This is a genomic window from Streptomyces durocortorensis, assembly GCF_016901035.1.
Lineage (GTDB): Bacteria > Actinomycetota > Actinomycetes > Streptomycetales > Streptomycetaceae > Streptomyces > Streptomyces durocortorensis.
This window is the reverse complement of the sequence record NZ_JAFEUF010000046.1, coordinates 1-11,173: the sequence shown is the minus strand read 5'-3', so window position 1 is coordinate 11,173 and position 11,173 is coordinate 1. Positions and strand designations below refer to the sequence as shown.

11 protein-coding genes are annotated in these 11,173 nt (G+C 72.0%); 3 read left to right on the top strand and 8 right to left on the bottom strand.

Going from position 1 to position 11,173, the window contains the following annotated elements:
- Nucleotides 1-66 precede the first annotated feature (66 nt).
- The gene (locus JS521_RS12235; RefSeq protein WP_006122944.1) at nucleotides 67-504 is read right to left on the bottom strand and encodes a DUF4442 domain-containing protein; all 438 of its coding nucleotides are present in this window, start codon (nucleotides 502-504) and stop codon (nucleotides 67-69) included.
- A 122-nt stretch (nucleotides 505-626) separates the two neighbouring features.
- On the opposite strand from JS521_RS12235, the gene JS521_RS12230 reads away from it, so the two are divergent.
- Nucleotides 627-1,715, top strand: coding sequence for a DUF8017 domain-containing protein (locus JS521_RS12230; protein WP_205082802.1), 1,089 nt, complete (start codon nucleotides 627-629; stop codon nucleotides 1,713-1,715).
- A gap of 62 nt (nucleotides 1,716-1,777) precedes the next feature.
- Here the strand turns inward: JS521_RS12230 and JS521_RS12225 are convergent, their stop codons facing one another.
- The 4 genes from JS521_RS12225 to JS521_RS12210 form a co-directional block, all read right to left on the bottom strand.
- Nucleotides 1,778-2,623 (bottom strand): spermidine synthase, encoded by an 846-nt coding sequence (locus JS521_RS12225; RefSeq protein WP_205082800.1) that lies wholly within the window; start codon nucleotides 2,621-2,623, stop codon nucleotides 1,778-1,780.
- A 97-nt stretch (nucleotides 2,624-2,720) separates the two neighbouring features.
- On the bottom strand, nucleotides 2,721-3,896 hold the full coding sequence (gene tuf / locus JS521_RS12220; RefSeq protein ID WP_205082798.1) for an elongation factor Tu: 1,176 nt from the start codon (nucleotides 3,894-3,896) through the stop codon (nucleotides 2,721-2,723).
- A 100-nt stretch (nucleotides 3,897-3,996) separates the two neighbouring features.
- The gene (locus JS521_RS12215) at nucleotides 3,997-4,170 is read right to left on the bottom strand and encodes a hypothetical protein (RefSeq protein ID WP_239487155.1); all 174 of its coding nucleotides are present in this window, start codon (nucleotides 4,168-4,170) and stop codon (nucleotides 3,997-3,999) included.
- Nucleotides 4,171-4,236: 66 nt separating this feature from the next.
- On the bottom strand, nucleotides 4,237-4,962 hold the full coding sequence (locus JS521_RS12210; protein ID WP_205082795.1) for a DNA alkylation repair protein: 726 nt from the start codon (nucleotides 4,960-4,962) through the stop codon (nucleotides 4,237-4,239).
- A gap of 49 nt (nucleotides 4,963-5,011) precedes the next feature.
- Between JS521_RS12210 and JS521_RS12205 the strand changes: the two genes are divergently transcribed.
- Nucleotides 5,012-5,734: a TVP38/TMEM64 family protein gene (locus tag JS521_RS12205; RefSeq protein ID WP_205082794.1), complete on the top strand. Its 723-nt coding sequence runs from the start codon at nucleotides 5,012-5,014 to the stop codon at nucleotides 5,732-5,734.
- 168 nt (nucleotides 5,735-5,902) lie between these two features.
- Nucleotides 5,903-6,775 carry an undecaprenyl-diphosphate phosphatase gene (locus JS521_RS12200; RefSeq protein ID WP_205082792.1) on the top strand — a complete coding sequence of 291 codons (873 nt, stop codon included), beginning with the start codon at nucleotides 5,903-5,905 and terminating at the stop codon, nucleotides 6,773-6,775.
- Nucleotides 6,776-6,809: 34 nt separating this feature from the next.
- On the opposite strand, the gene JS521_RS12195 is transcribed toward JS521_RS12200, so the two are convergent.
- The 3 genes from JS521_RS12195 to JS521_RS12185 all read right to left on the bottom strand — a co-directional run.
- Nucleotides 6,810-8,240: a DUF2716 domain-containing protein gene (locus tag JS521_RS12195; RefSeq protein WP_205082791.1), complete on the bottom strand. Its 1,431-nt coding sequence runs from the start codon at nucleotides 8,238-8,240 to the stop codon at nucleotides 6,810-6,812.
- 258 nt (nucleotides 8,241-8,498) lie between these two features.
- Nucleotides 8,499-9,065 (bottom strand): AAA family ATPase, encoded by a 567-nt coding sequence (locus JS521_RS12190; RefSeq protein WP_205082789.1) that lies wholly within the window; start codon nucleotides 9,063-9,065, stop codon nucleotides 8,499-8,501.
- A gap of 24 nt (nucleotides 9,066-9,089) precedes the next feature.
- A partial coding sequence (locus JS521_RS12185) for a diflavin oxidoreductase (protein ID WP_372448574.1) occupies nucleotides 9,090-11,173 on the bottom strand: 2,084 nt, incomplete at its 5' end.

Below are 11,173 nucleotides of genomic sequence, written 5' to 3'. Positions count from 1 at the left end.
ATCGGCGAAGCTCCGGAGCAGGATGTCGAGGAGGGGCGGCGGCCCGGTCTCGCTGTACGGCGGTGGTCAGCCGTTGGGGCGCAGGGTCCACACGACGGTCATCTCGCCGGTGACCGCGCCGTCGGCGCGCGTGATCTCGATGGCGACGGGGAATTCCGGCCGCTGTCCGGCGTCCAGTTCGGCGACGACATCGGCGATCGGGCGGCCGAGGGTCGCGGTCGCCGTGACCTCGCCCATGGCGAGCTTCTTGTAGCCGATCTCGGCCTTGACGGCGAGCGGCACGGCGCGCGACATCTGGTCGCCGAAGGCGGCGATGACGATCGCGCCACTGGCGGATTCGGCGAGCGTGAACATCGCTCCGGCGTGGGGGCCGCCGACGTGATTGTGGTAATCCGCCTGGTCGGGCAGCCGGACGACGGCGCGCTCCGGGGTGGTCTCCAGGAATTCGAGGTTGAGGGTCCGGGCCATCGGAACCGTCGCGACGAGCATCTCGCCCACGGTCATCTGTTCAGCGCTCATGAACGGAAGGTTACTCACCAGTAGAACCGTTTGGCCATCCCCTTGTGACGGCTCTGGGACAGGGCGGCCGTAGAAGTGGGCGCACGGCCCATCTATGGTTACTGGCCATGTGGCCAGGAACGCAGCCGCCCGGGGGCGAGCAGAACCCGCAGGACCAGAACCAGAACCCGTACCAGCAGCCGGGGTACCAGCAGCCGAATCCCTATCAGCAACCGGGATATCCGCCGCAGGGCCAGCCGGGGCAGCCCGGTGAGCCGGGATACGGATACCCGCAGGGCCAGCCCGGCGCGCAGCCGGGGTACCAGCAGCCCAATCCGTACCAGCAGCCGACGGTGCCGCAGTACGCGGTCCCGGGGCCGCCCGGCGGGCCGAAGCCCGGCGACGACAAGAAGAAGACGACGATCGTGGCGATCGTCGCGGCGCTGGCCGTCGTGGTGGCCGCGGGCGTGACCGGTTTCCTCGTGCTCGGCAAGGACGACGACGGCAAGACCGTCGCCGACGACAAGAAGTCCGCGTCACCGAGCGCCAAGCCCAGCGAATCGGCCACCGGCTCCGCGCCGGCGGAGAACCCGCGGGGTTCCGAGGGCGACCCGAAGCCGGTCATTCCGGGCTGGAAGGTCGTCACCAACCCCAAGTGGGGCACGCAGTTCGACGTTCCCGGTGACTGGGAGGTCGCGGGTGCGGGAGTCTTCTCCGGCTTCGAGGACGCCAAGAAGCCCGAGGGCCCGCCGGTCGCCGGCTTCTCCGCGCCCGCGTACTACAAGAGCAAGTGGTGCGTCGACGACTCCGACGGCGACGGCAGCGAGGAGGACACCGGGCTCGCCGGCGTCGGGACGAAGGGCGCCCAAGGCGCCAAGAACACCGAAGAGGCCGCGAGGAACGAGGCCGCCAACTGGGTGTGGGCCGCCTACGCCCAGCTCGACCCGAAGTCCAAGGTCAAGATCGGCAAGGCCAAGCCCTTCACCACGAAGTCGGGTCTCTCCGGCAGCGTCGTGCAGGCCACCGCTCTGGAGCTCGCCAACAAGGAGAAGTGCGACAGCGACGGGAAGTCGATCGCGTTCTCCTTCAAGAACTCCAAGGGCGACTTCTCCACCTGGGTCCTCTACGCCGCCGCCGGCGTCAAGGACGAGCTTCCGGACAACACGATCCAGCAGATCCTGAGCACGGTCCGCCTCGCGGGTGACCCCACGGGCTGACACCCGCACCGCGCAGCGCGTTCCCGCACCACCCTGCCGCCCCGCTCCGCCCGCCGGGAGTCTCAGCCGACGCTGAAGGCCCCGTCGGGCGGTTCGGGCGAGGCGACCGCATCCGCGTCCGCCACCGGGCGGGCCCCGTCGAGGAAGCGGGTGAGCGCGGGCCCGTGGGTGACCCGGGCGGGGAACACGTCCGCGGCACAGCGGCGGACGAGCGGGGCCACGTCGATGGGCGCGTACGAGGCGAGCAGGACGACGTTGCCGAAGCGCCGCCCGCGCAGCACCGCCGGCTCCCCGATCAGCGCCAGCTCCGGGAAGACCGCGGCGAAGTTCGCCAACTGGGAGCGGAGGAAGGCGAACGGGGCGCTGTCGGCCAGGTTGGCCGCGTAGATCCCGTCCGCGCGCAGGGCCCGGCCGGCGGCTCGCGCGTACTCTACGGACGTGAGGTGCGCCGGAACCCGGGAGCCGCCGAAGACGTCCGCGATCAGGAGGTCGACGGAGGCGGGGGCCGTCCCCTCCAGCCGCGTCCGGGCGTCGGCCGCGTGCAGACAGACGCCGCTCCCGTCGGGCAGCGGCAGATGCTCCCGGACCAGCCGCAGCAGCTCCCGGTCCGCCTCGGCGACGTCCTGGCGCGAGCCGGGGCGGGTCGCGGCCACATAGCGGGGCAGAGTCAGCGCCCCGCCGCCCAGGTGCAGGACGTCCAGGGGCGCGCCAGGACCGGCCGCGCCGTCCACGACGTGGGCGAGCCGCGTCACGTACTCGAACTCCAGGTGGGACGGGTCGTCGAGGTCGACGTAGGACTGGGGCGCGCCGTCCACCGTGAGCAGCCAGGCCCGGTCGTGGTCCACGTCGGGCAGCAGCCGGGCGGTGCCGCAGTCGACCTCGCGGATGACGGGTATCGGCTCGTTCACCTCTCCATTGTCGCCTCCCTCACACCACTGCCCGCCACCCCGTGGTCCGGGGTGGCGGGCAGCGGTGGTGCTCGGAGCGGCCGAGTGACCGTGCTGCTCAGAGCAGCCCGGTGACGGTGCCCGCGCCGACCGTGCGTCCGCCCTCGCGGATCGCGAAGCCGAGGCCGGACTCCAGCGGCACGTCACGGCCCAGCTCCACGGTCATGGTGACCGTGTCGCCGGGGCGCGCGACCGCCGCCTCGCCGAGGTCGACGTCGCCGACGACGTCCGCCGTACGGATGTAGAACTGCGGCCGGTAGCCGGTGGCGACCGGGGTCGACCGGCCGCCCTCCTTCGCCGACAGCACGTACACCTGCGCGGTGAACCGGCGGCTCGGCGTGACGCTGCCGGGCGCGGCCACGACATGCCCGCGGCGGACCCGGTCGCGCTCCACCCCGCGCAGCAGCAACGCCACGTTGTCGCCGGCCTCGGCGGACTCCATCGGCTTGCCGAAGGTCTCCAGGCCGGTGACGACCGTCTCGACGTCCGCGCCCAGCACCTGCACCTTGTCGCCGACGCGGACGGTGCCGCGCTCGACGGCGCCGGTGACGACGGTGCCCCGGCCGGTGATGGTCAGGACGTTCTCGACGGACAGCAGGAACGGCGCGTCGGTGTAGCGCACCGGCATCGGTACGTACGTGTCGACGGCGTCCAGCAGTCCTTCGATGGCCGCCGTCCACCGTGGGTCGCCCTCCAGCGCCTTGAGCCCGGAGACCCGGACCACGGGGACGGCGTCGCCGCCGTACCCGTGCGCGGAGAGCAGCTCGCGGACCTCCAGCTCGACCAGGTCGGTCAGCTCGGGGTCGCCCGCGTCGGCCTTGTTGAGGGCGACGACGATGTGGTCGACGCCGACCTGACGGGCCAGCAGGACGTGCTCGGCGGTCTGCGGCATGATCCCGTCGAGCGCGGAGACGACGAGGATCGCCCCGTCGAGCTGCGCCGCGCCCGTGACCATGTTCTTGATGTAGTCGGCGTGACCCGGCATGTCGACGTGCGCGTAGTGGCGGGTGTCGGTCTCGTACTCGACGTGCGCGATGTTGATGGTGATGCCGCGCTGGGCCTCCTCGGGGGCCCGGTCGATCCGGTCGAAGGACACGTAGGAGGTGGAGCTGCCGCCGCGCTCGCTGAGGACCTTGGTGATGGCGGCGGTGAGGGTGGTCTTGCCGTGGTCGACGTGGCCCATGGTGCCGATGTTGAGGTGCGGCTTGGTGCGCACGTAAGCCGTCTTGGACATGGCTGATTCCTTCTGAAGCACGCGAAGCTGAGAAAAGATGAAGACCCCAGGGCCCGGCCGACCCTCCCCTTGCGGGGTCCGCCGGACTGTCGGGGGAGGGTCAGCTTCGGGCGCCGCCGAGGGGCGCTGCGGCACCGGCGAAGGCCGATGCGACTGCTGCTGCGGCAACTGCTGCCGCGGTCGGGGCGAGTGCCTCGGCGACCGCGTCGTTCACGGCAGCCTTCGGCGCGTCCGCGACTGCGGACGGCGCTGCGAGAAAGGCGTACCGGAACATGCCCCTGATCATGGCCGGGCGCGGCGGCCGCGTCGAATGGTTTTCCCCCGCCATGTCCGCTGCGGCTCAGAGGTTCTTGAGCGCCTCGCGTACGGAGAGCGGCGACAGGCGGGTCCGCGCGCCGTCGACGAAGTCGCGTACGGCGGCGGGGTCGGTCTTGGCGTACTCGCGCAGGGCCCAGCCGATCGCCTTGCGGATGAAGAAGTCGGGGTGGTCCGCGCGGCGCAGGCAGTAGCCGAAGAGCCGGTCGGCGTCGGTGGCCTCCTTGTAGCGCAGCTGGTGCAGCAGGGCGGTCCTGGCGGCCCAGAGGCTGGGGTCGTCGATCCACCGGTCCATCTCCCGGGCGAGCGCCGGGTCGGCGGCGACCAGCGGGCCCGCGACATGCGCGGCGAGCAGGTCGACCGTGTCCCACCAGGGCACCGTGGTGACGAGGTGGTGCAGGACGGGCAGGAAGCCGGAGGTGCAGCGGCCCGCGTGGCGGCGCAGGTAGTCGACGGCGAAGTAGTGGTACTCGCGCTCGGGCAGCCGCCAGCAGAGCAGGGCGATCGCCGTGCAGTCCCGCTCGTCGGGCCGCCCGGTGCCCGCCAGCACGGTCCGCGACAGGGCCCGGCGTTCAGGGGTGGGGATCCCGAGGAAGGGCGCGACGTGCTTCATGTACGCCTCCGCGCCCTTTGCCCGTACGGGGTCGGCGGCGGGGGCGTAGGCGGCGACGAGCCGCTCCAGGACGGTGTCGGCGAGGGTGCTGTCCGGCGGGACGGGGGCACCGGCTGCGAGGGCGGCGGCGGGGGTCACGCGACGCACATTACGGCGATCACACAGCCCTTTCGGTTACTCTCCCCGAATGTTCGACCCCGTCCCCGCCGCCCGTCCCGCCTCCGGTCCGGCCCTGCGCCTCTCCCGGGCGCTGATGTCACCGTGGTCCCGGTTCTCGCTGCTCGTCGTGGTCCTGCTCGGGGCCGCGTCGACGATGCTGCTGTTCGAACCACAGCGGCTGCTGGCGTCGGGCTGGCCGGCCCAGCTGACCGGGGGCACGGCCGCGATGCTCTTCGGGCTTGCGTACGGGGCGCTGACGGTGGCGTTCGTGCCGCGCCCGCTGCTCAACATCGCCGCGGGCGCGTTGTTCGGCGCGCAGACGGGTCTGGCGGCGGCGCTGGCGGGCACGGTGCTGGGTGCGGGCGTGTCGTTCATGCTGGGCCGGGTGCTGGGTCAGGACGCGTTGCGGACCCTGCTGCGCGGGAGGCTGCTCACCGCGGCGGACGGGGTGCTGAGCCGGCACGGCTTCCGGTCGGTCCTGGCGCTGCGGCTCTTCCCCGGGGTGCCGTTCGCCGCCGCCAACTACTGTGCGGCGACCTCCCGGATGGGCGCTCCGCCGTTCCTGCTGGCCACCGGTCTCGGGTCGATCCCGAACACGGCGGCGTACGTGATAGCCGGCAGCGAGGCCGCGTCGCCGACCTCGCCGGTCTTCCTGGCCGCCATGGGCTTCATCGTGCTGTCCGCTCTCGGCGGGGCGCTGGTGGCCTGGCGCAGACGCCACCGGCTGGGCCGGGACACGCCGGACAACTGAGCTACGGCGGCACGTGGATGACCGGTGCAGTCGGCCTGACGTTTACTTTCAGGCGATACGCTGCCCGCGACCTCGATGTCCTTGACCGCACTCCGCACTTTGCACGCAGCCGACGGGCCCAGCCGCCCGTGGCCGATGCACGATCACCTCCGGGATGGCCTAAGCCCCATGAGCTGGTTCGAATCATTCGTCCTGGGACTTGTTCAGGGACTCACCGAGTTCCTGCCGATCTCCTCCAGCGCGCATCTGCGGCTGACGGCCGCGTTCGCCGGCTGGCACGACCCGGGGGCCGCGTTCACGGCGATCACCCAGATCGGCACGGAGGCGGCCGTGCTCATCTACTTCCGTCAGGACATCGCGCGGATCCTGTCGGCCTGGTTCCGCTCCCTGACGGACCGTTCGATGCGCAGTGACCACGACGCCCAGATGGGCTGGCTGGTCATCGTCGGCTCTATCCCCATCGGTGTGCTGGGCCTCACGCTCAAGGACCAGATCGAGGGCCCGTTCCGCGATCTGCGCCTGATCGCGACCACGCTGATCGTCATGGGCATCGTGCTGGGCATCGCCGACCGGCTGGCCGCGCGCGACGAGACGGGCGGCAGGCACCGGGTGGTGAAGGAGCGCAAGACGCTCAAGGACCTGGGCGTCAGGGACGGCCTGATCTACGGGTTCTGCCAGGCGATGGCACTGATCCCCGGGGTCTCCCGGTCGGGCGCGACGATCAGCGGCGGCCTGCTGATGGGCTACACCCGCGAGTCGGCCGCCCGCTACTCGTTCCTGCTCGCGATCCCCGCGGTGCTGGCCTCGGGCGCGTACGAACTCAAGGACGTGGGCGAGGGTCATGTCTCCTGGGGCCCGACGATCTTCGCGACGCTGGTGGCGTTCGTCGTCGGCTACGCCGTCATCGCCTGGTTCATGAAGTTCATCACCACCAAGAGCTTCATGCCGTTCGTCATCTACCGCATCCTGCTCGGCATCCTCATCTTCGCGCTGGTCTGGTCCGGCGCGCTGAGCCCGCACGCGGGTGAGTCGGCGGGGTAGCGGGGCGTTTCGAGAGCGGAGTCCGTCACGCATCTCATGTTGGAGAAGGCAGCATCCGGGCCGCTCGGTGATTCGTATGTCCAGGCATTGCCGACGATTCATATGTCCAGACATTGCCGACATTGCGGCCGCCACGGCGCATGACCGTACCGAGGGTGGCCGCGAGCTCGTCCTCCACCTCGGCGAGGAGCTCGGCGCCGAAGACGCACAGGGACTCCTCCCAGGGATGCCAGAACGTGCCCATGCGCAGGTCGCGCGTGAGCAGCTTGTAGTACTCGCCTTCCCAGCACGCCGCGCCCGGCCAGGCCGGCCGGCCGGAGCCGCCGACGCGGGCCGGGTCGAACCGGTAGCCCTGATGCCACCAGCTGACCGAGTAGAGCTGCTCGCCGGGCCGGACACGGGCGCGTAGTCCGCGTTCGACGATGTCCTGGAGGCGCGCCACCCGGTGGTCGCCGGGAAGGTCTCGCATCAGTCCGTATGTGTGGCGCGTGTCAGTGACGTCCCCGACGTGCCAGGTGACCGAGTCGGGCGGCTCTTCGATGGCCGGGTAGTAGGTGTAGCTGGGCTTGAAGGAGAAGTCGGCCTCGAAGGCTTCGCACAGCGCTTGGTGATCCGGGTCGTCGAGCAGCATGGAAACGGGGCGCTGCGCGGCCGGCGGTGGGCCTGCCGGGGTCCAGAGGTAGGTGCGCACGCTCGACACGGCGCGGAATCCGGCTGCGAGGAGGGCGTTCAGGATCGGTCCCTCCGGCGCCTCGGCGGTGAGGTAGCGGCGCTCCGGCGCCTCGCCGGTGCCCATGTGAAGGGCGCGGCCGTTGCGAGCCCAGGTGACCCAGTGGGAGAGGAATTCGGTGTGCGGGCCGGTCATGCCCCGGACTGCGACGAACTCCGTCGACCCCACGGCCTCCGCCCAGCCGGCACCGGCGAGTCGGGTCTCCGCCTCCAGTAGCTGGACGTTCAGTGCCCGGCTCAGCAGGTTTCCGTGGTCCTCGCGGATGTCCGCCAGGCCGCGCGGGTACGGCTCGCAGGCGGCGACCAGGCGGTCGAGTTCCCGCATCCGGTGGTAGCCGGAGTCCAACCCCCGCACGCGCAGGCCCCTTGCTGGTGCCGTGCCCGTCAGGTCGTCGAGCTCGGCGACGAGGAGCGTCCGGGTCGGCCTGACTGCCACGAAGCCGGCGGCGCGCAGTGGCTCGTCCAGGGGGATCGGGTCGTGGCCGTAGGCCCGCCACTCGGCCGGTTCACACCGGGCGGCGAAGGCCTCCTGCTGCCGGCGGATCAGCCCGGTCACTTCCGCCCGGTCGGTCTCCTTGCCCAGGGGAGAGTGCCGAACGGTGCCGTGCGTGCCGTAGTGGGTCCGGACCGCCGGCCCGTCCCGCTCGACCACGGATCCCATCGGTGCCCGTTCCGGGACATGTCCCCGCACCTGCTCGTCGTACGCGGCCAGCAACACGTCCACCCCATCGGTCAAGTCCTCGGCCGGGCGGACCTCCGCCCACGGCCGTGACGATTATCGGGACGATCGCCGACATCAGCTACTGATTACTGATTGACGCCTGCCCAGCAGCGTGAGACACCCCTGCCCGGCCCGGTCACGGGGCGCCGCTGAAGGGAGAAGAAGGTGCGCCCCGCCCGGGAGCAGCCGGGCGGGGCGATCCAGCAGCGCAGCAGCCAGCAGCGCGGATAGATGACTTCACCGTACGGCGGGGGTCTGACAACGCCCGTGGTGTCAGGGCCCCGTGGGCGTCAGGCCGGTGGCGGACAGGACCGCGTCGACCGTTTCGTCCACGGTCAGGTCCGCGCTGTCGATCCAGATCTTCTCGTCGGCCAGTTCGTCGCGCATCGCCGTCTCCAGGAACGACCAGTCCGTCGTGAGGGTCTTGTCCCGGGCGAGGTTGCGCTCCCGGGCCTTCGCCGCGCCCGGGGCCAGGATGACGCAGTGCAGCGGTCCGCCGGTGAGCGTGGCGCGGTAGAAGTCGAGGTGGGCGCGGCGTACGACGACGTCGTCGATGACCGGGAGGAAGCCCGCGGCGAGGAAACTGTCCGCCAGGAGGCAGGCGTTGCGGGCCCGGAGGAGGATCTGGCGGTCCGCCTCCTCGTCCCGTTCGGGCGAGGGCCACCGGCCGCCGGAGACGATGAGTTCCTGGAGGGCGTCCACCTCGATGTGGGCGGAGGCGGCGAACCGGGCGGCGAGGGCAGCGGCCACGGTGCTCTTGCCGCTGCCTGGGATGCCGATCAGCAGGACCGCCCCCGCCGCCGGCCCGTCGGCGTCCACCGGTACTTCCGCCCAGGTCATCCCCGTACTCCCTCGGTCAGTCCGTCAGTACACGTCCCGTACGTATCTGCGGTCCGAGGCTAGCTGTTTGACCTGGGCGGCCGCGGCGTCGGGTTCGAGCCCGCCGTGGGCGACGGCGATGTCGCGCAGCGCCCGGTCGACGTCCTTGGCCATGCGGGAGGCGTCGCCGCAGACGTAGAGGTGGGCGCCCTCGCGGAGCCAGGACCAGAGCTGGGCTCCGTGCTCGCGCATCCGGTCCTGGACGTAGACCTTGGCCCGCTGGTCCCGGGAGAAGGCGGTGTCCAGCCGGGTGAGGGTGCCCGAGCGGCTCAGGGCGTCGAGTTCGTCGCGGTAGTAGAAGTCCGTGGCGCGGTGCTGCTCGCCGAAGAACAGCCAGTTGGCCCCGGAGTGGCCGAGCGCCCGGCGCTCCTGGAGGAAGCCCAGGAACGGGGCGACTCCGGTACCGGGCCCGACCATGATCATCGGGGTGGCGGGGTCGGCGGGCGGGCGGAAGCGGTCGTTGCGCTGCACGAACACCGGGACGGGGCTGTCCGGTTCGGCGTCGGCGAGGAACGTGGAGGCGACGCCCCTGCGCGTGCGGCCGAGGTGGCTCTCGTATCGGATCACGGAGACCGTCAGCCGCATCCGGTGGGGGTCGGCGAGCGGGCTGGAGGCGATGGAGTACAGCCGGGGGCGGAGCGGTCCCAGGACCTCGGCCCATTCCGCAGCCGTGGCCCGTACCGGGTGCTCGGCCAGGACGTCGACGGCCTGCCGCCCCCACGTCCACCGGTCCCGCTCGCCCTTGTTGTCGGGGCGCAGCAGCTTCTTCAGGGACCGGTCCCCCGTCTGGTCGGCGACCAGGCGCAGCAGGTCCGGGGTGATGCGGGTGATGTCGAGGTGGCGGTGGAGTGCTTCGTCGAGGGGGACCGTTCCGTGGTCGGGTACGTCGATCGTCCCGGCGGGGTCCAGCCCGGTGACGGCAAGCCATTCGGCCACCAGGTCCGGGGAGTTGCGGGGCTGTATGCCGAGGGCGTCTCCGGCCGTGTACGTCAGGGGGGTGTCGGCGTGCCGTGTGTCGAGCGTGAAGGCCCGGACCTCCTTCGTCGCGCCGGGCAGGCTCAGGAGGCGGTTGCCGGTGAGGAGGGCGGTGACGGGCGCGGCCCTGGAGGGGCGGGCGGACTGCTTCCCGGCCGGTGTCGCCGTCGCCGCCGTGGTGGGCGTGTCCGCCGCCGTGGGCGTGTGCGCGGTCGTGGGCGTGGCCGCCGCCCCCGTCGTCCCCTCCGAAGTCGTCGTCTCCAGTGCCGCCCTGACCTCCTTGAGCCACTGGTCGAAAGGCTGCTCGTACTCCGGTTCGCAGTCGGTGCGCGGGACCAGCCGCTCCGCGCCCAGTTCGCCGAAGCGTTCGTCCAGGCGGCGGCCGTGGCCGCAGAAGTCGTCGTACGTGGAGTCGCCCAGCGCGAGTACGGCGTAGCGGACGCCTTCCAGCCGCGGGGTTTCGGGGGCGTTCAGCGACTCCCAGAAGCCGGAGCCGTTGTCGGGGGCGTCGCCGTCGCCGAAGGTGCTGGTGACGACGAGGAGGTCGGCCGGGCTCGGCAGCGCGTCGGGCGCCCCGTCGTCCATGCCGAGGAGCGTGGTGCGGTACCCCTCGGCGGCCAGCGTCCGGGCGGCCGTCGCGGCGACCTCCTCGGCGTTGCCGGTCTGCGAGGCCCAGAGCACGACGACCGGGCGGCCGCCCTGTTCCTCCGGGGCACCCTCCGGTGGTGCGGGCGCGGTCCCGGGGCCCGGGGGCTCCGGGAGCCGGGAATAGGCGCCGGCCAGAACTCCGTCGACCCACAGGGCGTGGTCCGGAGCGAACGGGGCGCCGGGCGGGAGGACCGGGGTGCCCTCCGGGCGGGCGCCGAGGCCCGCGAGAAATCCGGCCAGATAGCGGCGTTCCGGTTCGGTGAGGGCGGGTGGGGCGGTGTCGTGCAGCCCCAGGGCACCTGCCAGCCCCAAGGTCCCGGCCGGCCCCACCGGGTCCGTCGGCCCCGCTGCACCCGCCGGGTCCGCAGGGTCGGTCCGCCGTTCACCGGTGGGGCCCCCGGGGGCCTTACGACGACGGGCCCGCGCTGGGCGGCGCGGTCCAGGCA

Coding starts and splice junctions, on each gene's coding strand:
- JS521_RS12235 (WP_006122944.1), bottom strand. CDS start 504: ATGACCGTGGGCGAGATGCTCGTCGCGACGGTTCCGATGGCCCGGACC.
- JS521_RS12230 (WP_205082802.1), top strand. CDS start 627: ATGTGGCCAGGAACGCAGCCGCCCGGGGGCGAGCAGAACCCGCAGGAC.
- tuf (WP_205082798.1), bottom strand. CDS start 3,896: ATGTCCAAGACGGCTTACGTGCGCACCAAGCCGCACCTCAACATCGGC.
- JS521_RS12215 (WP_239487155.1), bottom strand. CDS start 4,170: ATGTTCCGGTACGCCTTTCTCGCAGCGCCGTCCGCAGTCGCGGACGCG.
- JS521_RS12205 (WP_205082794.1), top strand. CDS start 5,012: ATGTTCGACCCCGTCCCCGCCGCCCGTCCCGCCTCCGGTCCGGCCCTG.
- JS521_RS12200 (WP_205082792.1), top strand. CDS start 5,903: ATGAGCTGGTTCGAATCATTCGTCCTGGGACTTGTTCAGGGACTCACC.
- JS521_RS12190 (WP_205082789.1), bottom strand. CDS start 9,065: ATGACCTGGGCGGAAGTACCGGTGGACGCCGACGGGCCGGCGGCGGGG.